Here is a 25,932-nt window from a genome sequence, read left to right as displayed (position 1 = left end):
TTCTTTTTTCAAAATTTAGTACATTTCTTTTAGTATAGGTGAAAAAATGTACACTGTAAACAGAATTTCCTTCATAATTCAATTGAATAAGTATGGCTATTTAGTATATACTTATAAGAGAACATAGGAGGAGTCTTTGATGAGTACGATGGAATTATTGCAGCCTGTAGACAACGCATTTCGTGACTCGTTTGATTTGCGTGGCAACTGGTTTTTTGCCTTTGATAAAACGAAGGATAAAACCTATGAAACTGGTGTAGCACGGCAAATGTCGGTGCCAGTTCCGGCGGCGTTGCAGGATTTATTTGTAAGTCCTGAAGAACGTACCTACTGCGGTACCATGTGGTATGAGCGCAGTGTATTTGTACCGAAACGATGGTTAGGCTCAGATGTATTTTTGCGTTTTGATGGCATTGGCAATCGCGCAGTTGTGTATGTGAACGGCATGGAGGCTGGGCGCCATGAAGGAGCTTATGTTACAACTGTGTTGAATGTGACACGTCAACTTCGTTATGGTGAAGATAATCGAATTGTTGTAAAAGTAAATAATGAATTGTCTAATTATTCATTACCAGCTGGTCAGGTTATTACGTCACCAAAGGGGCGTCGAGTTAATCAGCCTAATTTTGAATATGAAGCCCCAAGTGGTATTTATGGCAATATTACTCTATATACTGTGCCTACTACACGATTAACCGATGTGGCGGTGCAAACATTAGAACTTTCTGCTGAGCAGGCAGTTGTTCAATATATGGCACATGTGCAAGGCAATTGTCTTGTGACAGCTACTTTGCGTGATCGAGAAGGGCGTATTGTAGCTACTGGTGTTGGTGGTAATGCAAAACTTGTTGTTGAAAAACCTCATATTTGGTCGATTGGTGAGGGGTATTTATATACTTTAGAATTAGAAGTGAGTCGACTTGGTAAGCAGCATGATATGTATGCTTTGCGTATAGGTATTCGTACTGTATCTATTGAATCTGGTAATGTTAACTTAAATGGAACTGTCATTCGTTTGAAAGGACAGCAGTTTATAGGAGCAGACAAGCAGCTCACAGCTAATCCAATTCAGGCTAAACAGCAATTACTTCAAATTTTAGCGACTGGCGGTAACTGTATTTTTAGCAATGGTCAACCATTGGCGCCTGAAGTTTTACAATTAGCTGATGAATGTGGTGTACTTGTAGTGGCTGAAATGCCAGCAGCTGGTTTACAAGCAAAAGAGCTGCAGGCGGGTGAAGCTAATTTCAGTAAAAGCGATATTAAATCTCGATTGTTAGATACTCATAAAGACACGATAAACTCCTTAATTACCCGTGATAAGAATCATCCATCCATTGTTAGTTGGTCTTTATTATATAATCCATTAACAATAATGAAAGATGATGAGACCTATTATAAAGAAATTGCAGAAGCTGCGCTTCAAAGTGATTGGGAACATCGTCCGTTAGCTTTGACATTTAATCAACCATTAAGTCAGATTTGGGCTGGTAATTTAAATTCGTACTCTTTATTATTACTAAGTACTTGGTCAAATCAATGGAAAACAGATGGGGAAATTTTGCAAAGTTTGATGTATAAAGAATTGGTTGACTGGCAAGCGAAACAACCTGAAAAGGCCATAGTTGTTTTAGTAGGTTCAGACAATCAAGCGGGATTTTTCGGTGCAGGTGGCATTGGTACTACAATGGCTTCGTATGTATTGCATAGAGAAGAGTCAGAGAAAGTGAAAGCTATTTTGGATATGTTAAGCTCTATGCCTAATGTGCAGGGGCAATTCTTACAAAATGGAGTAAGAGGATTAGAAGAGGTTGTAGCGGAGCGTTGGAAGTAATATATAACAGTATAGTTATATAGGTATAAAATTTGAATACAATAATATATTAATAGTTAGTAAATATTGAATTGCACTCTAAGTAAGTTGTATTGGAGTGCAATTTATTTTATATTTTGGGTTATTCTAGTTTTGTTAACATAAAGCTTAATTGAATATGCTATAATAACGGTATATTAGTTAGTATCTTTATAGGTAGAAGTAGTGATTGAAAGTTTCAGAGAATGCTAAATAAAAGGATAAAGTAGAAGGAATACGATATGGTAGACGTTAGTGTATTAATTTTAACAAGAAACGAAGAAAAAAATATTGAACAATGTATTAAAAGTTGTAGTTTCGCTAAGGAAATTATAGCTATTGATGATGGAAGTACGGATAAGACTCGTGAAATGGCAGAAGAACTAGGGGCACGAGTAATTTCGCGTGCGATGGATGGTGATTGGGGTGCACAACAAACGTTTGCTATACAGCAGGCTAGTTGTGATTGGATTTTTTTCTTAGATGCTGATGAAGCATGTAGTGAAGAATTAGGACGACATATTGAGGTGGCTGTTACTAAGAATGAATCATATGCGTATTGGATTCAACGACAGAATCGTTTCAAACACAATCACGCTACACATGGTACATTACGTCCGGATTATGTATGTCGTTTAATGCCGGCTAAAGGCTCCTACGTAGAAGGTTTTGTTCATCCAGCGATTATTACACCGTATGAAAACAAGAAGTTAGCAGGTCATATTTATCACCGCACATATGCTAATTGGGAACAATATTTTAATAAATTTAATAATTATACGACTTTAGCCGCTAAAAAGTATCAAAAAAGTGGTAAATCATGCAGTTTTACCAAAGATATCCTATTTAGACCGTTATGGGCTTTTATTAAAGTATATGTATTGAATAAGGGATTCTTAGATGGTAAGTTAGGTTGGATTTTGGCAACAAACCATTATTTTTATACAATGAATAAATACGTAAAGTTATATTACTTGAATAAATCAGATGGGGAATTGTAAGGAGTGCTATAATGCGTGTTGCTATATTAGAAAGTATTATTATGCCTGCAGGTCATGAAGTTGAGTTTGATCGTATATTGGTAAATGAATTGAAAAATCAAGGTTATGAGCCAGTATTTTTTGTTCCTGAACAATTTCCTTTTAAGGTTGATTATGGGGCTGAGATTTCTTACTTAAATGGTGGCGAAGTTGTTACTTATGCTGGAGCTAATCGCTTTCAAAAACTTTTTTTGTCTTTAAAACGAGAGTATCGTCGGCGTAAATGGTTTAATTCGGCTTATGAAAAGGCTATGGCAGGAGAATGTGATGCTATTATCATTCCTACTTCTACATTTCGTTATTTAAGGGCAGTTTTACAAACTAAATTAAAAGATTCACCAGTACCAGTTTATTTTATTATTCATGGTATTAATCCTCGAGAAAAAGCAAGGTTTGTCAAACAAGCTAGACGTTGTGAAGCATACAAGAATTTGCATATTAAGATTATTACCTTACGAAACGATTTTATAGAGGATGGCTTAACAAACATTGACTTAATTGCTCCACCTGTTTTTAAGCCTGTTGAGTCTGTCGTTAATACAAATTTGACAGAACATACGCCTTTGACATTGGGCTTTTTTGGTCAATATCGTCGCGAGAAAAATGTACGGTTCTTTTTAGATGCTTTTAAAAAGGCGAATTTTACAGTGCCTGTAAAGCTTATTATGCAAGGGGCTACTGCTATGCAGGAAGATAGTGCGGAATTTGAAAAAATTATAAGTGAATATAAAGATGTTTCTAATATTGAATTTTGGCATAAAAACTTAATTGGAGTAGCTTGGGAAGAAGCTTTATTAGGGGTTGATGTAATTATTGCTCCTTATGCAGCAGAACGTTATAGATACCATTGGAGTGCGATGCTATTTAATGCGATTGGCTTTTATAAACCTATATTACAATCACCAGAGATGAATCCAGAGGTGCTTGCTTCATATAAGATTGGGGAGGCCCTTAATTTAGTCAATGAGGATGTATTTATTTCACAATTAGAACAGTTTGTTAATACATTTGCTAAAGAGAAAGCCTCATATGAAGAGGGGTTATTAGCGGCTAATCGTGCATATAGCCATGAAAAGTTAATTAGTAATATTTTAGGTAAATAAAAAATAAAGTTATTTTATTTTGTGAAAAGAGAAATTGTTATGCAAAAATTAGAATACTTAGGGAGAGGAATATTTTTCTTCTTAGTTTTTATTATGGCAAATTCGTCATATAATGCACTTATTAGTAATGGTATGGGATTAGCTTTACTTTATGTGTGCATTAATTTATGGCACAATAAAAATTTTGAATTATTTAAGTTTTCAAAATTAATATTAATTGGTTGGCTAATTTTTTATGGTAGTATTTTAGCTTCTTCAATTGTTAATAATGATAAAGGCAGCATAGATATTGCTTTACGCTATATGTATTGGTCAGCTCCATTTTTATTGTGTTATTATTTATATCGGACTCATCCAAAAGAATATATAGTTCAATATGCATTAATAGCATCAACCTTATTCTTAGGCGTTTATGCCCTATATGAGAAATATATTATAGCAGAACGTATTAGAATAGAAGGGTTTTATGGTGCACCCAATACATACGCAACTATGTTGGTTTTGGTACTACCTTTTTTAATTGCATTTTTGTTTAAAAATGTAAGCGCTAAAAGAGTATTTGTAAGTATTTTATTATTTATTAGCATTATATTAAGTTTATATGCAGTATATTTAACTTCATCCAGAGGTGCTATTTTAGCATTAGGTATCGGTGGAGTTCTTACTATGTTTATTGTATCAATACGTCATAGAAGCTATATTCCTATAATCTTTATAGTTGGTTTGATGTGTGTTTTATATTATTTATATATTGGTTTACCAACGGGAACAAATCGGTCGTATGATATGGAGCGTACTTATTTTTGGATTTCAAGCTATCATATGTGGTTAGATCATCCGTGGTGGGGCATTGGCTTAAATAATTGGACAAATTTATATTATGGGCAATATATGCTACCAGTAGCTAAAGAATTAAATGTGCCACATGCTCATAATATGTTTGTTTGGTTTTTTTCAACAACTGGCCTTATTGGGGGATTAGGCTTTGTAATTTTTACTTTAGTACTATTAGGATATTTAGTTAGAAGCTTATGGAAACAACCTAATAATTTATTTATTATACCGATGTTTTGGGCATTTTGGGTTCTTTATTTACAAGGTGTTGTAGATGCGGGGTTAATATTAAAGCCTGTAAGTCGCTTTTTCTTTACTTTATTGGGTCTTACTATGGCAAGTTTGAATAAAAAAATATGAGATAAAGTGTGATATGTTTTTCATAACTGTTATTTTATTTGATTAGGGAGTACTTATGCAGTATTATTTTATTTCTGATAAGCAGAATGTGCAAAGAAGAAAACATATAATTACCGAATGTAAAAAACTTAATATTGCACCGCATTTTTTTGATGCAATTATGGGGCGTAACTTAAAAGAAGATACATTGAAGCAGTGTGTTGTTAGTAATAATTATCTATCAGCAGGTGAAATTGGTTGTGCATTAAGCCATTTATCAATATTTAAAGAGTTTTTAAATTCTGAAGAAAAGGTTTTAGTTGTATTTGAAGATGATGTTCGCTTCAGTGAGTCTTTTATAGAAGAAGATTTACATTCAATGTGTAAGTATATAGGAGATAATAATAATCCTGCCGTGTTATGCTTATATAAAAGTAGTCAAAAAAATAAAGCAGTTAAAGAATTAAAAGGCTGTAAAATTTACACAACATATGGTTTTGCTATGTCTCATGCGTATATAATTAATCGTGCGGCAGCTGAAAATATATTAAAAATTCAAACTCCCATACGTTTTGAAATTGATATTTTTCAATTTTATTACTTATTGGGCGCATGTAGTTTGTATTGTCTTAATCGAAATTTAGCAATTCAAGATAATTCATTTCAGTCAGAAATAGAACAAAGTAGAAGTGGGCGCACTAACGATGAAGATAAAAAAAGAAAAGAAAATTTAAAATCTTATTTAAAAAAACAAAGTATATTTAATAAAGGTATGTATATTTATCGTAAGATTGGTATGGAATTGCATAGACCTTTTGAAGGGTTAGATTACTAACAATAAAAAACCACTGCATTTGCAGTGGTTTTTTATTTTCTCTCTATTTTATTTTTCTTTTCCTCTAAAAAACTTCCCAATCAGAGGCATTCGTTCGCCGTCATGACGGTTAAGACCTTTTAAGAGGACCATAATAATTACATAAATAATGCCACCGACCATGGCTGTAAGTGCCATAGCAAAAAATTGGTGTAAGATAGTTGCTAATGGTGGATAGAGGAAGAACATAGCCACGCCCATGATAATAGCGCTGACAATATTTTTCCATAATAAAGAAAAGTCGAGGAAATAGCCGGTATACTTTTTGATCCAAATTAGATTTAATAGGGCTGCAACGCCGATATCAGCGACAGTAGCGTAAGCAGCACCACTTATGCCTAGCCAAGGAATAGATGTTAAATTCCAGTTTAGAATTACTTTGCAAATCGCAGCTACGCCCATGTTAACAACTGGAATAGTAGGTTTGCCTAAACCTTGTAAAACGCCAGTTGTTACTTGGTGCATCCCTAAAAAGAAAATAGCAATCGCTGTAATTTGTGTAGCTTCAGCGGCACGAGGCGCATTATAGATGATACTTACAACTGGTTCAGCCAGGACATAAAGCATCAATGTAAAAGGCACCGTGGACATGAAGGTAATTCGCATGGCCCCAGCAGTACGATAATATACCCCTTTAGCATCATCAACTGCTTTGGCATTAGAAATAGCAGGTACAATGCTTGTTGCTAAGGCAGCTGTAATAATTGTTGCCAAGTTGATAAGTGGTACAGCCATTCCTGTCAAATAACCGAATAGCTCTGTAGCTTGACTAGTTGAAAAACCGGCAACCTCTAAACGACGAGGTACAATGAATAAGTCTAGATTTGCCACCAATGGCAACATAAGGCTCGCTAGTGAAATTGGAATGGCCAGTTTAATAAGTCGTTTTACAATAGAGCCAGATGACTCACCAGGTCCAGCCGGTTGTTTGTGGGCATCTTCTGGCGATTTTGGTAATTTGTAATAGTAGTACATGAGTACGACTAAGGCACCAAAGGCACCAATACCTGCGCCAAGACTAGCCCCACCAGCGGCAGCGCCTAACCCATAAGGTAATAATAGATAGGCAGCTCCTAGCATGACGACAACGCGAAGCAATTGCTCAATAATTTGGCTCACTGCAGTAGGCGTCATTAATTGCCAGCCTTGTAAATACCCTCGATAACATGAAATGAGGGTAACAAAGAAAATGGCTGGTGATAACGCGAGTAAGGCTAAATAGGCACGATCATCAATAATATATCCTGATGAAATAAGCCAATCCGAACCAAACCACATTAAAATACTGAAAAATAGGCCCGTTGCAAATAGGAGATAGAACGAAAGTTTAAATACTTTTTGAGCTCCTTTATAGTCGAAGCGAGCTATTTTTTCAGCTGTTAAAATTGAAATAGCAATCGGAATACCGGCACTAGATAGCTGTAGCGATAATAGGTAAATAGGAAAGGCCATTTGATAAATACCAATCCCTTCGCCACCGAGAACGCGCGACAAGAGAATCCAGTTAATACTGCCAATTGCTTTGACTACAAAGCCTGCAATCGTAAGAATAAGCGTGCCTTGTAAAAATCGGTTAACCATTTACTATACTCCCAACTTGATGTTCAGATAGTTTTGAAAAGAAAATAGGACTTATAAAGCCTATCAATAGTTAATTTTAACATAGATTCAAGTACTATGCATTAGTATTTTGAGAAAGTGGGGAATTAGGTAAGCTAAATTAGCGAATTAACAATTGTTACGAGGAATACTTTTTGTGATACTAATTATAATGAAGACCTGTAGTGATACTAAGTAGAATTATATTATATGGAAGAATAAGGTGGGTTGTATTGTAATTTTATGATTCATTTGCCTTTAATACTCAATGCGGTGAAAAAGATTGCGTTTATTAATAGTGCTTAATCTTGTATGATATATAAAAACATGAATTTCGATGTGAGTTATTCATGAAAATTTTAAAAATATATCGATTTTTTCACTCAAAAAATATATAATGGTTGAGGAATTAAAAAGTTGATGTGTCTAGTATTAAATGAAAAGTTTGATTAGATTTTAGATATCTGAATTAGATAGATTATATGAATTGTGTTGTGTTGTGAGGTAATTATGATGAAGAAGTCCAAATTGTTACGAGCGTATATTTTAAGTATGTTAACTTGTACTGTTGTAGGGAGTGTCAGCGCAGCTACATATCCGTTGAAAGGGGATACTTTAGGTGGTACTTATGAGAATCTTACACAACAGCATTTTCTACGAGTTGATGGAGATCGAGTAATAAAAGCAACAGATGATATAAATTTTATAACGACTATCAAATTTGATTCTGCTGGAGCCAATAAAGCCTCAATGGGCGTTTTTGAAGGCTATAGCACGGCTACCGAAGGCACCTTAGAGTTAGACATGCAAGGGCATAGTTTTAAAACAGGCCCCTATGGATCATTAGTGCAAATCTTCGATAATAGAAATAATAAGCATCTAGCTATTACTAATGCTGATAATGTAGAAGTTACATTAAGTCGAGGTAATTTAATTTCTACTTTTGGAGGAGGCACTAATAACTCTGTATCGATAGACGCTAATACTATTGTATTTAATAAAACTAATGCCAATGATGATTTACCTGTTATGACTATTGTTAATGATAATGCGCTTAATCTTCATGCTAATAAGGATATTGTGGTAAATAATGAGGGAAGGAAACGCAGTAATATAGTTCATGCTATTAACCAAGGGCATATTAAAGTTGAAGCAGGGCATGATATTGTTTTTAATCAAAATAATACTACTTCAAGCCCTATTGTTTATGCTGGGACTGAGGGGAAGATAACTTTACAAGCAGGTAATGATATTATTCTTAATTCTAAAGTAACTACAAATACATTTAGTATTAAAGATAATAGCGAAGTAGCAGTAAAAGCATTAAACAATATTGTAGTGAATGGAGAGACTTTAAATGCAGTTCCTGCTATATACATAAATAATAATAGTACCGGAACATTTGAAAGTAAGGATTATTTTAGTAATGTACATCGGGCAATATATTCAGAGTCAGAGTCGAATTTGTTGATTCATACAACTAATAATATTGAACTTCATACAGAGGGCTATGATATAGTTAAAGACTATCCCAATATTGATAGAAGTATGGTTCATACACGGACAAAAAGTACTACTACATTAAAAGCTGATAATGAGATTAATCTATCCATTGCGCGAGGAGATATTGCAGCAAGTTCTATGAGTGGTGGTACAACTACATTAGAGGCCAGTCATGGGATTAATTTAGCAACTGGTGGAACTACAAGTAATATTAAGGAATCAACTATATATACGAACAATGGCTTTATTAATTTAACAAGTGGTGATAAACCAACTACACTTACGAACCAAGGGGCGATTGGTGCTTATGCATCTAATGAAGGACTTATTAATTTCTATAGCCCAACTATAGCTCGAACTGGTGAAGGGGGTGTAGCAGTTAGTAAAGGGGTTATTAATTTCAATAAGGAAACTAACCTTCAGGTTACCGGTAGAGGGGCTTTTACTAATAGCCAAGGTGTCGTTAATTTCAATGATTTAGTTACTATAGATGGTGCTATTATTGGGGCTATAGCAAATGGCGAAGGTGCTGTAAACTTTAATGCTCAAGCGAATATACATGCTACAGGTGCAGGTGCTATTGCCAATACTAAAGGTGCTGTTAATTTTAATGATCTTGTAACTATAGATGGTGTTACTACAGGTGCAACAGCAAATAGTGAAGGCAGTGTAAACTTCAATAAACAAGCTAATATTTACACCACAGGTACCGGTGCTGTGGCCAATACTAAAGGGACCGTTAATTTCAATGATCAAGTAACTATAGATGGAGCCACTACAGGCGCTACAGCTAGTGATGAAGGTGTTGTCAACTTCAATAAGCAAGCGATGATTAATGCTAGTGATGAAGGCTTAGTGGCTATTAACTCCGGACGCATCAATGTAAAAGACGCTTTATATCTTCCAAACTCTGAAACAGTTATGCGCGCCGAGTCTAACGGCGTAATCGATGCAAGCTCCACTCAAAAGACTAAGCAACTACCAGGTAATATTTTAGTTCACGGCGGGACTGTATTACTTAATTTAGATACAGCTGACTCTTATTTAACAGGCTATACTAGAGCATCAGATATAGCGGCTACTGAAAACGCTGAAGGCGCAGTAGCGCAGTTAGATGTAAGTTTAGTTAATGGGGCTATTTGGAATGTGACTGACCATAGTTCGTTGACGAAGTTGACGAATCATTCGTTAGTTAATTTAGTGGATGCGAATCACAATGGTAAGAGCATTACAACTAAAGAGTTGGGCGGTAATGGTACGATGGCTATGAATCTAGATTGGCATACCAATCAGGGTGCTAAAGCTGTATCTGCTCATAGCGATTACATTACAGCTACAGAAAAAGCTACTGGCACACAAGCTATTGTGACAGACAAAGCTCTTATGCACTTAGAAGATATGGCTGTGAATGATCGTTTATACTTTGCTACCTTGAAAAACAGTGAGGCAACATTTACCAGTCCTATTACACAACGAAATGTAGATAAAGGTCATTTATATGATTACATTATTGGTATCAACAGTGAAACGATTGGTGACACGACAGACTGGTACTTTGGTAGTGTAGCTTCTGTAGAAAGTCCTTTAGTGGGAGCGACAGCAAAAGCACATGATGGCTTATATGATTTAGCCTTAGACATTGATACATTAAACAAGCGCTTTGGTGAAGCTCGTTATGTGCGCTATGAAGAGGAGCCTAGAAAAGACCCACATGGCATTTGGGCTCGCGCAACTCACATGAACTTAGGCCACGATACTTACAATGGTCATGCTAACCGCTATGAAATTGGTCGAGATTATTTAATGGAACGTGAAGATGGTGCCTTCGTTCATCGTGGTGGTAGCTTTAACTATTTGAGAGCCACTACGTCTTATGACGGTGGCAGTACGAAGTTCAAACGTTATACAGGCACTTTGTATCACACTTGGTTAGGCAATAAAGATCATTATTTAGACTTGGTAGGTCGTGTAGGTAAAATTCATGCGAAAACAAAGGCTTACTTAGTTGATGGTGAACAATCTAAGGCATCCTTTGGTACTTGGTATCAACAGCTCAGCGCTGAATGGGGTCGTCGTAAAGCTTTAAATGAAGATTGGTACTTTGAGCCACAAGTGCAGTTACAATACACGCATATTAATAGCAAAACGTACACAACCAATGATGGCATTACGAACCATTTAGACCATACAAATAGCTTGATTGGTCGCTTAGGTTTCCGTTTAGGCCATCATATTGATGAAGATACATCCTGGTACTTCAAAGCGGATATCCTTCACGAATTTGCAGGCAACCGTTCCTTCTACTTAACCTCTATTAATGGTTTAGAACGCATTCATTATGATGTGACAAACCATGATACTTGGTATGATATTGGTTTAGGGATTAACTCTGAAATGAGCCATAATCGTAGCATTTGGTTAGAAGTAGAACGCAAATTTGGTGGTTCTTATTCCAAAGCTTGGGAAATTAATGGTGGTATGACTTGGCGATTTGAGTAAAGACAATGACTGATGATGATTTTTTGATTAATTCAAGAAAGTATAGTATTAGTACATAGTAAGTTAACAAAATAAGAGGCTGAAATCAGTTGCTAGATGCATTTGATTTCAGCCTCTTTAATTATTTTATAGTTATAAAAGTTACGCAGTTACTCCTTGATGACCTTCAGTCGCAGAATTTGTTGTTTCAGCCGTTTGAGCTGTTACAGCTACTACGGTGTCTGCTTCAAAGTGGCGATCTTTGGTATATACTTTTAGTGCAATGGCAATGATTAAATTAATTACAAAGAGGACACTAAACACATAGAGTGGACCGCTATAACTATGGGTACTTTCACGAAGAAAAGATACTAAGGTAGGACCTGCAATACCCGCCATTCCCCAAGCCGTGAGAATACGACCGTGAATAGCGCTTAATTGTTTAGTGCCAAATAAATCACTTAGGTAAGCAGGCATACAAGCAAAGCCGCCACCGTAGCAAGTAATAATAGCAAATATTAAAATCTGGAAGATAAAGGCCGTTGTTGTATTAGCAAGGGCCAGAAAAGCTAGGACTTCTATGGCAAAGAATAGCATATAGGTGAAAGGTCGACCTAGATAGTCTGACACCGTTGACCAGACGATGCGCCCAAGGCCATTGAGAAGGCCAATAATACCCACCATAGAGGCAGCTTCATTGGCGGTCATGCCTACAATTTCTTGAGCCATTGGTGAAGCTACTGCTAGTAAACCAATGCCACAGGTAATGTTGATGAAGAAAATCCACCATAAAGCAGAGAATTGCCAAGTACGCATTGCTTCATGGGCGTTTAGTCCACGGTTTAATACCTGTGTTGTATGAACTGTTAGTTTACGCTCGTTTGTTGTTGATTCGGCATTGTTAGTTCTTATTGTATTAGCTGGTGGTTTTAAATATAGGGAAGAAGCAATCATAACGATAATATAGGTGATACCAAGGATTTGGAAGGTTTCCACTAAGCCATAGTGAGTGGTTAGCCATTGCATTAATGGTCCTGCGATTAATGAGGCGAAGCCAAAACCCATGATAGCCAGACCAGTGGCGAAACCACGGTTGCGAGGGAAGTATTTTACTAAGGTAGATACAGGTGTAATATAACCTACGCCAAGACCGATACCACCAATGAGACCGTAGAAAATATAGAGTAATGTAAGGTTTGCCTCGTTAAGTGCATAGGCGGTGCCTAGCATACCGATACCAAAGAAGAGTGTACTAAGAAGACCGCTCTTTTTTGGCCCCATTTTTTCAGCAACATTACCTAGTAGACCAGCGGATAGGCCAAGAAATAGAATGGCTAAAGAGAAGGTCCAGGTTGTTTCTTTTAAGGACCATCCCATAGTTGTCATAATGGGGCGGGTTAAAACGCTCCAAGCATAGACACTGCCGATACAAATGTGGATTCCAATGGCTGAAAGAGCAATAAGCCAACGATTACGCATAGAAAATCATCCTTTCTATAATGCAAAGGAGAGCTTGCGATCAATTGACAATGCAAAAGACCGCCTGAGCAATCTCCTGCCCAGACGGTCGGCGTTTCAGCACATACAATACATGTGGTCAATTCCACTAATCCGTCAGCATTATATGTGATTTCTTTTGTTGAAGTCATTATAACGGCTATAGGTCATATGGTCAATCTATAAATTTAGATATTGTGTATGCGTAAAAAATATACCTGTTGCTCTCAAAGGGAAAGCAACAGGTATTTTGCACTATAATAGTAGCTTAAGAAAAGAACTATAATTATAGATGTGTAATAGTTTAGCTATAATTGTATAGTTTTGCTAATTTTTATAGTTTACCAGAAGAACCAAGTACATTTTTAATTTTATGTTGTACCATGCCTTTAATTGCATCACGAGCTGGTCCTAAGTATTTACGAGGGTCAAATTCGGATGGATTATTAGTTAAGCATTCGCGAATGGAAGCAGTCATAGCTAAGCGAAGGTCAGTATCGATGTTAATTTTACATACAGACATACCCGCTGCTTTGCGAAGCATATCTTCAGGAACACCTTGAGCACCTGGAATATTGCCACCATATTGATTGCATTTATCTACGAATTCAGGCAATACAGTAGAAGCACCATGTAATACGATAGGGAAGTTTGGTAATAATTTACCTACTTTTTCTAAACGTTCAAAGTCAAGATAAGGTGTGCCTTTGAATTTGTAAGCCCCATGGCTAGTCCCGATAGCAATAGCTAATGAATCGACACCAGTGCGTTCAACGAATTCGGCAGCTTGGTCTGGATCTGTAAAGATAGCATCTTTATCGCTTACATTTACATCATCTTCCACCCCAGCTAATCGACCTAATTCGCCTTCTACAACGACACCATGAGCGTGGGCATATTCAACAACTTGTTTAGTTAAGGCTACATTTGTTTCAAAATCATGTTTAGAGCCATCAATCATAACGGAGGTAAAGCCACCATCAATACAGGATTTGCAAATTTCAAAATCTTCGCCATGATCTAGGTGAAGGGCAATTGGAAGTCCTGTGTCTTCTAAAGCAGCTTCTACTAACTTTACTAAGTAAATATGTTTAGCGTATTTACGAGCGCCAGCAGATACTTGAAGAATTAATGGAGATTGTTCTTCTTTGGCAGCATCAACAATACCTTGTACAATTTCCATATTATTTACGTTAAAGGCGCCAATGGCGTAACCGCCTTCATAGGCTTTTTTAAACATTTCAGTTGTTGAAACTAATGGCATGATAGTTCCTCCTTGTAAAACGGATTTCATAATAACTGATAACAAATGTCATACATCAAGTTTAGTATAGCAAGAAGAACGGGAAAGGGCTACTATAATTTATGCATAGTTGAGGCTTTAACATACTTTATTTGTCATGTCTTTGGGGCAAAATATGACCCTGAATTAATTTAATCTTTTTTTAAATACTGTAAAATCAAGGGTTCCCATGATGGAGGCAGGTTTGTGTGCAGATGTAATAGCTTTTTTGTCATAGGATGGACAAATTGTAGCCCAATCGCATGGAGGGCTTGTTGTGCTAATAAATCTAAGGAACCGCCATATAAATCATCACCTACGAGGGGATAGCCTAAGTGGGCCATATGAACGCGAATTTGATGTGTTCGACCGGTATGTAATTGAAAGCGAACTAAAGAAAGCCGTTTATTACGCTTTATGCATTGTACATCCGTATGGGCTGCCTTGCCTTGGCTATCACAACAGCGCTCAATAATACTACCAATTTTTCGTGCAATAGGCCAATGAATCGTCGCTAAGGGGGCTGGAAAGTACCCATCACACAGAGCTACATAGGTTTTCTTAATAGGATTAGATAGTTTGGTAAAACTATGTTGAACCACTGCATTTTTAGCAATAATTACAAGTCCTGATGTGTCTTTATCTAAGCGATGGACTGGATGAAACGTAGCCTGTGGTTGTTTAGTTTCTCTATAGTAATGAATCAAGGCATTAGCTACAGTATGATAGCGTTCTGATGCGGTTGGGTGCATGAGTAGACCAACCGGCTTATTGATAACTAATAGATGTTCATCTTCATAGACGATGGGAAGTGCATAATCCCAAGGGGTAAAGGCTGTTTCACGGGTTGGCAAATAGAGTTTCACATGATCACCAGGCTGCAATAATGTATGCCAGTTCTGTAAAGTGTGGTTTATATATATGAGGCCTTCAGTTCGTAAGCGTCGCCGCATGGCTTGTGAAACACCAGCTTGGCGCACTAGGTGATTGATGGAAATTCGTGTGGTTAACGTTGAGTCTATTGGCACGGTTAGTTCTAATAAAGGTGTTCCAAGAGGCATAGGTTCTTTCTTGATTGTATCTGTTTTCGTTGTAAAGTCTAACTTTGAAATTATAAACACCGTCCTTATTTGACTGTAGCAAGGTTATTGTCTATAATATAGATAAAGAGATAGTTAACGGGTGGAAACGTTTGACTCATCTCGCAAAATTAAAAATTAAGCTTGATGAAATGGTCTAACTTTTCTTACAAAGTTGGGCCTTTTATCGTTTTAGGATAAAAGCCACAAGCATACCGAATGCTATCATTAACGACAGGACTTCAAATGTGCTTATGATATCACCACCTCATGGTGACGAGCCTAACTCCGCTAGCTATCTCTTTAGATTATTATAGCATATTTGAAATGTGTTTAATAATGGTCTAGTGAGGGTGTATAGTAGATTATGATTAACTATGAGCGAAATTGGTAGTTCTATATGGCCTAACTATAACCATCAGTTATTATATAAAAGTAGACCGATTACCTCTAAATAGCGTATAATAATAGTATTATTTAATGAATAGAGGAGGCATACATATGGCAAAAGATTGTTCGTTCGATGTAGTGTCGGAAGTGAATATGCAAGAAGTAGATAACGCAGTGAACCAAGCTAAGAAAGAAATTGGTACGCGTTATGATTTCAGAGGGAGCAAGTCTGAAATTAGCTTAGAAGGGGATACCATTAAGGTGCTTTCTGATGATGAATATAAATTAAATGCTGTAATCGATGTAATTAAGGGTAAAATGGTAAAACGTAATGTAGCTCTTAAAAATCTTGATTATGGTAAAGTAGAACCTGCTTCTGGGGCTACTGTACGTCAGGTTATTACGATTAAAAAAGGCATTTCTAAAGAAACGGCTAAAGATGTAGTAAAATTAATTAAAAATATGAAATTAAAAGTTACAGCGCAAATTATGGAAGATCAAGTGCGCGTAACTGGCAAGGACAAAGATTCTTTGCAAGAAGTGATTCAAATGTTAAAACAGCAGGATTTGCCTGTAGAATTGCAATTCGTAAATTTCCGCTCCTAAGTAAGAGCCTCAAAGAGCAGCGATTTATACCGCTGCTCTTTGCCATGATATAAGTTGAAATAGTGAATTTAGCTTTATATCATAGGCGAAAGAGGGCTCCATAGAAGGCACGTTTCATCAAAGGAGGTATGGATGGATGTAGAATCAATGCGAGGCGGTTATACTACTGGCTCGTGTGCTACAGCAGGTATGAAAGCGGCTTTACTCGCTTTATTACAAGAAGAATTTCCTAGCCAAGTGACTGTTATTAATCCACAAGGACAGCCTATTGAGGTGCCAATTAAAGCCATAGAGGTTCTATCGTCATCGGAAGCTAAGGCTACGGTTATGAAAGATGGTGGTGATGATCCTGATGTTACTCATGGCACTGATGTGGTCACCACGGTGCAGTTATCTACTGATGGACAGCTACAGTTTAAGGCTGGTTTTGGTGTAGGCACTGTTACAAAATCAGGATTGGCTATGCCCCCAGGGGAACCAGCTATTAATCCTGGGCCACGAACTATGATGACTACAGTATTTCAGGAATTTTGTACTGAGGGTCAAGGCGTAATAGTTACAGTTTCTGTGCCTGAAGGGGAAATTTTAGCTCGCAAAACTCTTAATAGTACATTAGGTATTGAAGGCGGTATTTCTATTATTGGCACTACAGGTATTGTGAAACCTATGAGTGAAGAAGGGTTCAAAAATTCGTTGGTGCCTCAATTAAAGGTTATGAAGGCAGCTGGCTATGAAACAGCGGTTCTTGTACCAGGACGAATTGGTCAAGAACTAGCTCAAAATGTGCTAGGTGTGTCTATTAACCAAATGGCGGAGACGTCCAATTTTATTGGTTTTATGTTAGAACAGGCTGTAAAAATAGGCTTCAAAAAGATTGTGATTATTGGTCATATTGGTAAAATTATAAAACTTGCTTCAGGAAGTTTTCATACCCATAATCGTATGAGTGATGGTCGAATGGAAACTATTGTTGCCTATGCGGCTTTGGAAGGCGCTAGTACGGCGGTAGCTCATGAACTTATGGAATGCCGGACAACGGAAGCAGCCATGCCAATTTTAGTACGGGAGCATTTAGAAGGAGTTTATCAGCTAGTAGCAGATAGAGCTTCTATGCGCTCTGAACGATATATTGCCCAAGAAGCGCAAGTAGGCATTATGATTGCAACCTTAGATGGGCAAATTTTGGCAGTAGATGAGACGGCACGACGTATAGGAGGTGAAGAACAATGGCACATACCCTCTACGTTGTAGGTATTGGTCCAGGTAATCCTGAATATGTTGTACCCCGTGGCCTGACCTTAATTAAGGAGGCTAAGGTATTAGTGGGCAGTGAACGAGCGTTGCTTGATTTTGCCCAGCCAGAACAGCTTACGTATCCTATTACGGGTAAGTTAAGTGCTTTAGCTGAGTGGATAGATACTCAATTAGCCTTGTCTGATGTAGTTGTTTTAGTTAGTGGTGACACCGGTTATTATAGTTTACTGCCTTATTTAAAAAAGAAGTTTCCCCTAGTGCCTATTGAGGTAGTACCTGGTATTAGTTCTATGACTTTTGCCTTTGCACGGATCGGCGAAGTGTGGCAGGATGCAGATTTATTGAGTTTTCATGGTCGTGTGCCACCAGAAACAGCCTTGCAATATGAAGCTGGTCGTAAGTTAGGTTTTCTAACTGATAAAGAACATAATCCAGCAGCTATTGCACAGATTTTATTAGACCATGGCTGGCCGGCGGATACGATAGCCTATGCCTGTGAACGACTCAGTTATGAAGATGAGCGTATAGAAAAACAATCCCTAGCGACAATGACGGAATTAGCAGGTTTTTATCATTCCGTATTGATTGTAATTGGGTAAGCAGATTAATATAAAGGAGTATTACATGCGTCATTTTTTTGGTATTGACGATGAAGAATTTATTCGTGGCGACGTGCCCATGACGAAGCGTGAAATTCGCATGGCCGTTCTTAATGAAGCTCGTGTACAAGAAGATAGCCAAGTCTTAGATGTAGGTGCTGGGACAGGTTCGATTTCCATCGAGGCTGCTTTGGGTGCCCCAAAAGGTCATGTATATGCTATTGAACGTTTCACCAAAGGGGTAGAGCTTATAAAAGAAAACATGGCTAAGTTTAATGTGACAAATATGACTGTCATTGAAGCCAAGGCACCGGAAGGAATGGCTGATTTACCAGCTTTAGATGCTATCATTATTGGTGGCAGTGCTGGTGGTATGGATGCTATTTTAGATGAGTCAGAGCGTCTTTTAAAACCAGGTGGCCGTTTGGTAGTAACTGCAGTTACTATGGAAACAGGTTATACGATTTTAAAAGCGTTGAAAGATAGACCTTTTATCTACGAAGGGTATCAAATGCAGATTAATCGGTTCCGTAAAGCAGGACCGTATCATATGCTCAATCCATTGAGTCCTATTTTTATTGTTACAGCTATTAAACAAGCTGAAGTGTAGGAGGTATAGTTGGTAGTATGAGTACAGCAGAAACTGCACAAGCAGTTATACAAGAACAGTCCTCGCAAATCGCGCCAGTAGTGCATTTTGTAGGGGCTGGCCCAGGGGATCCAGAATTAATTACGCGCAAAGGGTATCGCTTAGTAAGTGAAGCAGACATTGTTATTTATGCAGGATCTTTGGTAAATCCAGATATTTTAGCAGCTTGTAAAAAAGGTTGTGAAATTCACAATAGTGCGACTATGAATTTGGATGAAGTCATTGAAGTAATGAAACGAGGGGCTAGTGAAGGTAAGGCGATTGTTCGTTTACATACGGGTGACCCAGCCATTTATGGTGCCATTCAAGAGCAAATGGATCGCCTTAAAGAGCTAGAGATTACTTATGAGGTAGTACCTGGCGTTAGTTCTTTCTTGGCTACAGCGGCAGCGTTAAAGCAGGAATATACACTACCTAATGTATCTCAAACGGTTATTATTACGCGCATGGAAGGGCGTACACCAATGCCACCAAAAGAAAAGTTAGGTATGTTAGCGGCTCATGAAGCAACTATGTGTATCTTTCTTAGTGTGCAGATGATTGATCGTGTGGTAGAAGAATTAGTTAAGGGTGGCTATAGTCCTAAAACACCAGTAGCCATCGTGGTAAAAGCTTCTTGGCCAGATCAGCGTATTATTCGTGGTACCTTAGAAACCATTGCTGATATTGTAAGTCAAGAAGGGGTATTACGTCAGGCTATGATTGTGGTAAGTAAAGTGTTAGATAGTGATTATGAATTATCTAAACTATATGACAAAGGATTTAGCCACATGTACCGTAGCGCTAAAGACTGAGGTGATACTATGAATAGTTTGCGCACCGCGATTATATCGGTAACGACGCATGGTGCGAAGTTAGGTCAGGCCTTGCGTACTCATTTACTAAGTACGGCAGCTGAAACGAATTCAGAAGTAGTTTGCTTTGAAAAAGAAGGGCGCATTAGTGGTGCTAAAGCCACTACCTTTGCTTCCATGAAACCTCATGTGGAAACTTGGTTTACGACATATGACCGGTTGCTTTTTATTATGGCCACAGGCATTGTAGTACGTATGATTGCTCCTTATATTAAGCATAAATCGGAAGATCCAGCCGTAGTTGTTATGGATGAACAAGGGCAATTTGCTATTAGTCTTTTGTCCGGTCATTTAGGTGGGGCGAATGAATGGACTGCAGAAATTGCCGATGTTGTGGGTGCTACGCCTGTGATTACAACGGCTACTGATGTTAATGGTATTCCGGCTCCTGATGTATTAGCTCGTAAACTACAGTGTAAGGTAGATAATTTTACTGCATTAAAAGAAGTTAATGCTGCGTTAGTGGCTCGTGAAACAGTACCGTATTATATTGATGATACTTTGTATTTTTTACATCATTATGAAGCGGTGGCGAAGTCACAAGGGATTGAATTAATTCGGTTTAATCCACATACCGTAACAGGGAAGGCTTTATTAGAAACTGGTGGGATAGAGGCACCACGAGTGATTATCACTGATTTAATATTGCCAACAGGTCCTAGAACTTTAGTATTACGACCACCAACTATGGTAGTGGGGATCGGCTGTCGGCGAGATACGTCAAAAGAACTAATTTTAACGGCTATTTCAGAGTCTTTAGCTCACGTGAATCGCTCACCTAAAAGTGTAGCGAGCGCAGCTTCGGTTATTGTAAAGGCCGACGAAGTTGGTTTATTAGCAGCAGTTAAAGAATTACAGTGGCCCATTCACTTTTTCACACAAGAAGAAATGGCCCCATTTATAGAACAGAGTCATTTAGAAGAATCTAATTTTGTTAAAGAAACGATAGGAGTAGGCAACGTATGCGAAACAACAGCACTATTACAGGCCAAGAGCCAAACATTATTACAAACGAAAACGGTGTATCCACGAACAACGGTAGCCATTGCACAGGTACAATCAAAGTAATTGGGATTGGTCCTGGTAATGAAGAATTTATGACACCACAAGCGAAAGAAGCTATTTTAGCGGCAGATCGCGTAGTTGGTTATTTGACATATCTTGATTTGATTGCTGATTTGATTAAAGATAAAGAAAAAGTAGGCACTGCTATGATGCAGGAAGTAGATCGTTGTCAGCAAGCGGTGGATTTAGCCATTGAAGGTCATAAAGTAGTGGTTATTTCTAGTGGTGATTCTGGTATTTATGGCATGGCTGGACTTGTTATGGAATTGGCTAATAAAGTGCCAGCACAGCAACGTCCAGATGTAGAAATTATTCCTGGCTTGAGCGCCGTAAATGTAGCCGCCGCTGTGTTAGGGGCTCCTTTAATGCATGACTTTGCTGTTATTTCTTTGAGTGATTTAATGACCCCATGGGATTTAATCAAAAAACGTGCTGATTTAAGTGCTGAAGGGGATATGGTTATTGCCTTATATAATCCACGCAGTAAAAAACGCGTTACTCATTTAGATGAAGTTCGTGAATTAGTATTGAAGCATCGCGATCCAAAAACGCCAGTTGGGATTGTTCAAAAAGCGGGCCGTCTTGGTCAACATATGGTGATTTCTGATTTAGCGAATTTCACTAAAGAAGAAATTGATATGCAGACCTTAGTTATTATCGGCAACAGCCAAACGTATGTAGAAAATGGTCGTATGATTACGCCTCGAGGCTACAAATTATGATTTGGGTTATTGCGGGCACATTAGATGGCCGCAATTTAGCTGTAACAGTTCGTGAAACAACAGGACAACCTGTATTTGTATCTGTAGTTAGTCAGTATGGGGCTCAACTTGCGGCTCATGAAGGCATTGAAGTGCATACAGGCAGGCTCGATACAGACGCTATGAAAGAGATTATTGCCAATAAAGAGATTAGTTTACTTATTGATGCTAGTCATCCCTATGCGGCTGTGGTAACGGCTACGGCACGGGCGGCAGCGGCCGATATGAAGATTCCCTTCTTGCGCTTTGAACGGAAGGAAGTACCACTGCCCGTTTATGATAAATTGCACCATGTTAGCAATGAGGTGGAAGCGGCTCAATTAGCAGGTACTTTAGCGAAATCATTACATAATCGAGTGTATTTGACTACTGGTAGTAAGACTATGCATATCTTCGCTAAGGCAGAGGCTTTGTCAGATGTGGATGTGTGGACACGTGTCTTGCCTACGGCTGAAGTATTGGCTATGATGGAAGACTTAGGTGTTTCACCAAAGCGAATTATTGCTATGCAAGGCCCTTTCAGCTATGAGATGAATCGTATAATGTTTGCAGACACACAGGCAGATGTAGTAGTGATGAAAAATTCAGGTCTAGTTGGTGGTTCTGACACGAAATTGCAAGCAGCTATTGATTTAGGTTTACATATTATTGTTATTGATCGTCCCGAGCCTGCTAAAGGGGCTATGACCATTTCCACGGCTCAGGAATTCTGTGATTTATGGGAGGACAAGAAAAGTGGAATTCATTAAAAATCCAAAAGCTATTGAAGATAAAAGTATGGAAATTATTTATCCTTATGTAAAGGATTTAAATTTGACTGACGATGAAGTGCGTGTGTATTCTCGTACTATTCATGCCTCTGGTGATGTGGAATATGCTCAATTAGTACGCACTAGCCCTGATGCGGTTAAAAAGGGGATTGAAGCCTTACAAAATGGCGCTCATGTATACTGTGACGTTGAAATGGTGCGCACCGGTATTAATAAACCAGCATTAGCTTTGCGTGGTAGTGAAGTTCATTGCTTAATTAAAGATGAAAAAGTAGCTGCTTTAGCTAAAGAATTAGGGGTAACTCGTTCAATTGCTGCTATGCGCGCTTTTGGTAAAGAATTAGACGGTCAGATTGTAGCCATTGGTAATGCACCAACTGCTTTATATGAAGTGCTTCGTTTAGCGCTTGAAGAAGGTGTTAAACCAGCCCTTATTATTGGAATTCCTGTAGGTTTTGTAGGGGCTGCCGAATCTAAAGATTATTTAATGGAAGTATCGCCAGTACCATATATTACAGTAAAAGGTAATAAAGGTGGTAGTCCTATTGCGGCTTCCGTGGTTAATGCTCTTTTATATACGGGCGTAAATCGTGATGGTATGTTATTTGTACAAGGAAACGAGTCGAAACAACATGACTAAGGAGCTTGAATCAGCCCAAGCTATGCAGCGCAATGTAAAACGTAGTTTATGGGTGCTCGGCTTTTTAATACTAGCCCTCATTGCTATGATTGTGTCTTTAATATTTGGTTCTGCTGATATTACTTTGACCAAAATTTGGCATACCTTATGGAGTTCTGAACTAATAGACACACAGGATATGGTCATATGGAATATTCGCTTGCCACGCAATATTGTAGCGGCTTTAGTAGGGGCTAATTTAGCCGTTGCTGGGGCTATTTTACAAGCTGTTATGAAAAACCCGTTAGCAGACCCACAAATTGTCGGGGTATCATCGGGCGCTGGCTTGGCAGGGGTTATCATTTTAATCCTTTTTCCAAGTTGGGAATATTTAGTCCCTTTAGTTGCTTTTGTCGGCGCTTTAGGCGCTGCTCTTATGGTGTACGCCTTAGCATGGAAAAATGGGATACGACCAACCCGTATTATTTTAGCGGGCGTAGCAGTAGCCGCCTTTTTAGGGTCTGGTATTTCCGCCTTACTTGTGTTCTATGGTGATCGCGTGCAAGGCGCTTTGCTCTGGATGGTAGGGGGCTTATCGGCTCGTAGTTGGCCGCAAGTATATTTGCTAGCCCCCTATACTCTCATAGGTCTTATTATTGCTTTTTTAGGCTCTCAGCGTTTAACAATTTTAAGCTTGGGGGATGAAACCGCTAAAGGCTTAGGGTTACCAGTAGAACAAACTCGTTTTACAATGACTGCGGTAGCTGCTTTTTTAGCGGCCAGTGCGGTAAGTGTAGCGGGACTTATTGGCTTTGTGGGGCTTGTAATTCCTCATATTGCAAGGATGATTATTGGTACGGATTATAAGTTTTTACTGCCTGGTTCAGCCTGTTTAGGGGCGGCGGTGCTTGTTATCAGTGATACATTAGGGCGGGTACTATTTAGTCCTGTAGAAGTGCCGGTAGGTATTATTATGGCCTTCTTTGGGGCGCCGTTCTTCTTGTACTTATTGCGGAGGGATGCGTAATGGATGCAATTACTGTGCAGAACTTAGCGGTCTCCTTTGAGCAAAAAGAGGTGCTACTAGATATTTCTTGGTCTGTGCCTACTGGCGCAATTACTACTTTAATTGGACCAAATGGTTGTGGCAAAAGTACGCTGTTAAAATGTATTACTGGTAGTGTGAAACCAAAGCAGGGAACGATTGTTATTGGAGAGCGATTGACAAGCGATTATTCGGCTCGTCAATTAGCTCAGCAAATGGCTTTTTTGCCACAGTCCCCTGAAGTACCTAAAGATATGGTCGTAGAAGAACTCATCTATTGTGGGCGCTTCCCACATCAGAATTGGTGGCGCAATACGGCTGGAGAAGATCGTAAAGCCGTAGAAGATGCTATGGCGGTAACTAAGACAACGCATTTACGTCATCAGCGGGTATCGTCTTTGTCTGGTGGGGAACGGCAAAGGGTTTGGATTGCCATGGCGTTAGCACAAGAACCGGAGATTTTGTTATTAGATGAGCCCACAACGTATTTAGATATTAATCATCAGTTTGAAGTGATGGAATTATTACGTCGTTTAAATCGGGAACAAGGATTAACGGTTGTGATGGTTCTTCATGAGTTGAATCAAGCGGCTCGTTACTCTGATCAAATTGCCGTGCTTCATAAAGGGCATTTGGCAGCAGTAGGAGCACCAAAAGATGTAATGACTACAGATTTATTACAAACTGTATTTGCTGTTGAGGCTAAAATTGAAGAAGGACCTGAAGCAAGTCCTTATATTAAGATTGAAGGCTTGTTATAAAGGTAGCTCATAAAAAGGGGCTGTAACAAATGCGGATATGTCCGACATTGTTGCAGCCCTTTTTTGTTAGCCTTATAAGGTATAGTATCCTTATTATTTTATTATATTTTCCCGTGTTAGAAGGTTACAGTAATACCATAGGCCATATTGGCTAATTCTGCCATAGCCTCCGGTGTATGTAAGCCTGGATTTAACAAGAATAAATTAGATGGTAAATAAAATACTTTGCCATTTTTTACTGCTTTTAGATTTTGCCAAGCCGGATTATTTGTCATTTCCTTTTCCATCGTTTTAGTAATGTCCTCTTTTTTACCCATAGTAGAGATAAAAATAATATCTGGATCATCAGCTGCTAAGGTTTCTAGTGAATAAGGAATGGTTTTAGCCGATTTGTCAAAATCACCATGTTGTAAGACTACATTAGTCATACCTAGTTCTTTAACCATGGCAGCTGTTACAGCTAGTTCAGTTTCAGCCGTAACGGCTTTGCCAGTAGCTCGTAAAACAGCTACTCGTGCTGGGGTCAACGTTTTTACAGCATTCTTTACTTTTTCAATATTAGCATTGTACTGAGAAACTACCTCTTTAGCTTTGTCTTCATGATGAGTTAGTTCGCCTAAGAAGAGGAGTAGCGGCACATTGTCTTTAATGCCATCATAGCTTACTAAGATGTGTGGTAGTTTATTACTTTGCAATTGACTTTCATATTTGCCATGCTGATTGCTAAGACCTATTACTAAGTCTGGTTTTAAACTTAGTAATTCCTCCATATTGATATTGGCTGTTTGCCCTAGTGAAGGGAGAGCTTTTAATTCATCGGAGAGGGCATCGCTTGAATCTACGCGACTAATGGACTTGCCATCAATGGCATCAAGAAAGTTAAGTAAAGAGTTGGCTAAGGTAGCAATCCGTTGTGGATTTGCTGGTACGGTATAACTTTGATCCTTATAAGTAATCGTACGGGTTTCGCCGCTCTTAGTAGAGTCTGTTTTACTACAGCCTACTAAGACTGTCATGGCTACAAGCAGTGATGTTAATATAAGGAAAATTCGAGTTACTGATTTCATAGAGTTTTTACC

The 25,932-nt window shown here is 38.3% G+C and carries 23 protein-coding genes and 1 riboswitch; of the genes, 17 read left to right on the top strand and 6 right to left on the bottom strand.

Annotated features, from left to right (window positions below; translation table 11 throughout):
- The first annotated feature begins 139 nt into the window (after nucleotides 1-139).
- From NFR44_RS03115 to NFR44_RS03095, 5 genes are all read left to right on the top strand, one after another.
- Entirely contained in the window at nucleotides 140-1,834 is a 1,695-nt protein-coding gene (locus tag NFR44_RS03115; RefSeq protein ID WP_251441087.1) for a sugar-binding domain-containing protein, read from the top strand.
- A gap of 260 nt (nucleotides 1,835-2,094) precedes the next feature.
- On the top strand, nucleotides 2,095-2,853 hold the full coding sequence (locus NFR44_RS03110) for a glycosyltransferase family 2 protein (RefSeq protein ID WP_251441085.1): 759 nt from the start codon (nucleotides 2,095-2,097) through the stop codon (nucleotides 2,851-2,853).
- 11 nt (nucleotides 2,854-2,864) lie between these two features.
- Nucleotides 2,865-3,995, top strand: coding sequence for a glycosyltransferase family protein (locus NFR44_RS03105; RefSeq protein ID WP_251441083.1), 1,131 nt, complete (start codon nucleotides 2,865-2,867; stop codon nucleotides 3,993-3,995).
- Nucleotides 3,996-4,034: 39 nt separating this feature from the next.
- Nucleotides 4,035-5,189: an O-antigen ligase family protein gene (locus tag NFR44_RS03100; RefSeq protein ID WP_251441082.1), complete on the top strand. Its 1,155-nt coding sequence runs from the start codon at nucleotides 4,035-4,037 to the stop codon at nucleotides 5,187-5,189.
- A 55-nt stretch (nucleotides 5,190-5,244) separates the two neighbouring features.
- The gene (locus NFR44_RS03095; RefSeq protein ID WP_251441080.1) at nucleotides 5,245-6,003 is read left to right on the top strand and encodes a glycosyltransferase family 25 protein; all 759 of its coding nucleotides are present in this window, start codon (nucleotides 5,245-5,247) and stop codon (nucleotides 6,001-6,003) included.
- Between the two features lie 48 nt (nucleotides 6,004-6,051).
- Here NFR44_RS03095 and NFR44_RS03090 read toward each other — a convergent pair whose 3' ends face one another.
- Nucleotides 6,052-7,623 (bottom strand): putative polysaccharide biosynthesis protein, encoded by a 1,572-nt coding sequence (locus NFR44_RS03090; protein ID WP_251441078.1) that lies wholly within the window; start codon nucleotides 7,621-7,623, stop codon nucleotides 6,052-6,054.
- Between the two features lie 528 nt (nucleotides 7,624-8,151).
- Between NFR44_RS03090 and NFR44_RS03085 the strand changes: the two genes are divergently transcribed.
- A complete protein-coding gene (locus tag NFR44_RS03085) occupies nucleotides 8,152-11,643 on the top strand; it encodes an autotransporter outer membrane beta-barrel domain-containing protein (protein ID WP_251441076.1) in 3,492 nt (1,163 codons plus the stop codon).
- A 141-nt stretch (nucleotides 11,644-11,784) separates the two neighbouring features.
- Here NFR44_RS03085 and NFR44_RS03080 read toward each other — a convergent pair whose 3' ends face one another.
- The 4 genes from NFR44_RS03080 to NFR44_RS09480 form a co-directional block, all read right to left on the bottom strand.
- Entirely contained in the window at nucleotides 11,785-13,101 is a 1,317-nt protein-coding gene (locus NFR44_RS03080; RefSeq protein ID WP_251441074.1) for an L-lactate MFS transporter, read from the bottom strand.
- Nucleotides 13,102-13,172: 71 nt separating this feature from the next.
- Nucleotides 13,173-13,254: riboswitch (ZMP/ZTP riboswitch) on the bottom strand.
- Between the two features lie 199 nt (nucleotides 13,255-13,453).
- A complete protein-coding gene (fba, locus tag NFR44_RS03075) occupies nucleotides 13,454-14,383 on the bottom strand; it encodes a class II fructose-1,6-bisphosphate aldolase (protein WP_251441072.1) in 930 nt (309 codons plus the stop codon).
- 170 nt (nucleotides 14,384-14,553) lie between these two features.
- Entirely contained in the window at nucleotides 14,554-15,462 is a 909-nt protein-coding gene (locus NFR44_RS03070) for an RluA family pseudouridine synthase (RefSeq protein ID WP_251441366.1), read from the bottom strand.
- A 202-nt stretch (nucleotides 15,463-15,664) separates the two neighbouring features.
- The gene (locus NFR44_RS09480) at nucleotides 15,665-15,736 is read right to left on the bottom strand and encodes a putative holin-like toxin (protein WP_371875175.1); all 72 of its coding nucleotides are present in this window, start codon (nucleotides 15,734-15,736) and stop codon (nucleotides 15,665-15,667) included.
- Between the two features lie 245 nt (nucleotides 15,737-15,981).
- On the opposite strand from NFR44_RS09480, the gene NFR44_RS03065 reads away from it, so the two are divergent.
- From NFR44_RS03065 to NFR44_RS03015, 11 genes are all read left to right on the top strand, one after another.
- Nucleotides 15,982-16,476 carry a YajQ family cyclic di-GMP-binding protein gene (locus NFR44_RS03065; RefSeq protein WP_115309364.1) on the top strand — a complete coding sequence of 165 codons (495 nt, stop codon included), beginning with the start codon at nucleotides 15,982-15,984 and terminating at the stop codon, nucleotides 16,474-16,476.
- A gap of 132 nt (nucleotides 16,477-16,608) precedes the next feature.
- A complete protein-coding gene (cbiD, locus tag NFR44_RS03060) occupies nucleotides 16,609-17,727 on the top strand; it encodes a cobalt-precorrin-5B (C(1))-methyltransferase CbiD (protein ID WP_251441070.1) in 1,119 nt (372 codons plus the stop codon).
- Nucleotides 17,703-18,329, top strand: coding sequence for a precorrin-6y C5,15-methyltransferase (decarboxylating) subunit CbiE (gene cbiE, locus NFR44_RS03055; protein ID WP_251441068.1), 627 nt, complete (start codon nucleotides 17,703-17,705; stop codon nucleotides 18,327-18,329). Before cbiD ends, cbiE begins: the two co-directional genes overlap by 25 nt.
- A 25-nt stretch (nucleotides 18,330-18,354) precedes the next feature.
- Nucleotides 18,355-18,939 (top strand): precorrin-6Y C5,15-methyltransferase (decarboxylating) subunit CbiT, encoded by a 585-nt coding sequence (gene cbiT, locus NFR44_RS03050; protein WP_251441066.1) that lies wholly within the window; start codon nucleotides 18,355-18,357, stop codon nucleotides 18,937-18,939.
- Nucleotides 18,940-18,956: 17 nt separating this feature from the next.
- Nucleotides 18,957-19,772: a precorrin-4 C(11)-methyltransferase gene (cobM, locus tag NFR44_RS03045; protein ID WP_251441063.1), complete on the top strand. Its 816-nt coding sequence runs from the start codon at nucleotides 18,957-18,959 to the stop codon at nucleotides 19,770-19,772.
- A 9-nt stretch (nucleotides 19,773-19,781) separates the two neighbouring features.
- Complete coding sequence (locus NFR44_RS03040; protein WP_251441060.1) at nucleotides 19,782-20,900, top strand: cobalt-precorrin 5A hydrolase; 1,119 nt, start codon at nucleotides 19,782-19,784, stop codon at nucleotides 20,898-20,900.
- A gap of 29 nt (nucleotides 20,901-20,929) precedes the next feature.
- Nucleotides 20,930-21,619 carry a precorrin-3B C(17)-methyltransferase gene (gene cobJ / locus NFR44_RS03035; protein WP_308795299.1) on the top strand — a complete coding sequence of 230 codons (690 nt, stop codon included), beginning with the start codon at nucleotides 20,930-20,932 and terminating at the stop codon, nucleotides 21,617-21,619.
- The gene (gene cobK / locus NFR44_RS03030; RefSeq protein WP_251441055.1) at nucleotides 21,616-22,407 is read left to right on the top strand and encodes a precorrin-6A reductase; all 792 of its coding nucleotides are present in this window, start codon (nucleotides 21,616-21,618) and stop codon (nucleotides 22,405-22,407) included. Before cobJ ends, cobK begins: the two co-directional genes overlap by 4 nt.
- Complete coding sequence (locus NFR44_RS03025) at nucleotides 22,394-23,068, top strand: precorrin-8X methylmutase (RefSeq protein WP_251441053.1); 675 nt, start codon at nucleotides 22,394-22,396, stop codon at nucleotides 23,066-23,068. The genes cobK and NFR44_RS03025 overlap by 14 nt, the downstream gene beginning before the upstream one ends.
- 22 nt (nucleotides 23,069-23,090) lie before the next feature.
- Entirely contained in the window at nucleotides 23,091-24,074 is a 984-nt protein-coding gene (locus tag NFR44_RS03020; RefSeq protein ID WP_251441365.1) for a FecCD family ABC transporter permease, read from the top strand.
- Nucleotides 24,074-24,853 carry an ABC transporter ATP-binding protein gene (locus NFR44_RS03015; RefSeq protein WP_251441051.1) on the top strand — a complete coding sequence of 260 codons (780 nt, stop codon included), beginning with the start codon at nucleotides 24,074-24,076 and terminating at the stop codon, nucleotides 24,851-24,853. Before NFR44_RS03020 ends, NFR44_RS03015 begins: the two co-directional genes overlap by 1 nt.
- Before the next feature lie 116 nt (nucleotides 24,854-24,969).
- Here NFR44_RS03015 and NFR44_RS03010 read toward each other — a convergent pair whose 3' ends face one another.
- A complete protein-coding gene (locus NFR44_RS03010; protein WP_251441049.1) occupies nucleotides 24,970-25,920 on the bottom strand; it encodes an ABC transporter substrate-binding protein in 951 nt (316 codons plus the stop codon).
- Between the last annotated feature and the right edge of the window lie 12 nt (nucleotides 25,921-25,932).

The organism is Veillonella intestinalis, assembly GCF_943193155.1.
Classification (GTDB): Bacteria; Bacillota; Negativicutes; order Veillonellales; family Veillonellaceae; genus Veillonella_A; species Veillonella_A intestinalis.
Note: the sequence above shows the minus strand (reverse complement) of the source record. Positions and strands in the feature narration are given on the sequence as shown.

Coding starts and splice junctions, on each gene's coding strand:
- cobM (WP_251441063.1), top strand. CDS start 18,957: ATGAGTACAGCAGAAACTGCACAAGCAGTTATACAAGAACAGTCCTCG.
- NFR44_RS03080 (WP_251441074.1), bottom strand. CDS start 13,101: ATGCGTAATCGTTGGCTTATTGCTCTTTCAGCCATTGGAATCCACATT.
- NFR44_RS03085 (WP_251441076.1), top strand. CDS start 8,152: ATGATGAAGAAGTCCAAATTGTTACGAGCGTATATTTTAAGTATGTTA.
- NFR44_RS03095 (WP_251441080.1), top strand. CDS start 5,245: ATGCAGTATTATTTTATTTCTGATAAGCAGAATGTGCAAAGAAGAAAA.
- NFR44_RS03065 (WP_115309364.1), top strand. CDS start 15,982: ATGGCAAAAGATTGTTCGTTCGATGTAGTGTCGGAAGTGAATATGCAA.
- NFR44_RS03100 (WP_251441082.1), top strand. CDS start 4,035: ATGCAAAAATTAGAATACTTAGGGAGAGGAATATTTTTCTTCTTAGTT.
- NFR44_RS03105 (WP_251441083.1), top strand. CDS start 2,865: ATGCGTGTTGCTATATTAGAAAGTATTATTATGCCTGCAGGTCATGAA.
- NFR44_RS03010 (WP_251441049.1), bottom strand. CDS start 25,920: ATGAAATCAGTAACTCGAATTTTCCTTATATTAACATCACTGCTTGTA.
- NFR44_RS03115 (WP_251441087.1), top strand. CDS start 140: ATGAGTACGATGGAATTATTGCAGCCTGTAGACAACGCATTTCGTGAC.
- fba (WP_251441072.1), bottom strand. CDS start 14,383: ATGCCATTAGTTTCAACAACTGAAATGTTTAAAAAAGCCTATGAAGGC.
- cbiT (WP_251441066.1), top strand. CDS start 18,355: ATGCGTCATTTTTTTGGTATTGACGATGAAGAATTTATTCGTGGCGAC.
- NFR44_RS03070 (WP_251441366.1), bottom strand. CDS start 15,462: ATGCCTCTTGGAACACCTTTATTAGAACTAACCGTGCCAATAGACTCA.
- NFR44_RS03015 (WP_251441051.1), top strand. CDS start 24,074: ATGGATGCAATTACTGTGCAGAACTTAGCGGTCTCCTTTGAGCAAAAA.
- NFR44_RS03040 (WP_251441060.1), top strand. CDS start 19,782: ATGAATAGTTTGCGCACCGCGATTATATCGGTAACGACGCATGGTGCG.
- cobK (WP_251441055.1), top strand. CDS start 21,616: ATGATTTGGGTTATTGCGGGCACATTAGATGGCCGCAATTTAGCTGTA.
- NFR44_RS03090 (WP_251441078.1), bottom strand. CDS start 7,623: ATGGTTAACCGATTTTTACAAGGCACGCTTATTCTTACGATTGCAGGC.
- NFR44_RS03020 (WP_251441365.1), top strand. CDS start 23,091: ATGCAGCGCAATGTAAAACGTAGTTTATGGGTGCTCGGCTTTTTAATA.
- NFR44_RS03110 (WP_251441085.1), top strand. CDS start 2,095: ATGGTAGACGTTAGTGTATTAATTTTAACAAGAAACGAAGAAAAAAAT.
- cobJ (WP_308795299.1), top strand. CDS start 20,930: ATGACACCACAAGCGAAAGAAGCTATTTTAGCGGCAGATCGCGTAGTT.
- cbiE (WP_251441068.1), top strand. CDS start 17,703: ATGGCACATACCCTCTACGTTGTAGGTATTGGTCCAGGTAATCCTGAA.
- cbiD (WP_251441070.1), top strand. CDS start 16,609: ATGGATGTAGAATCAATGCGAGGCGGTTATACTACTGGCTCGTGTGCT.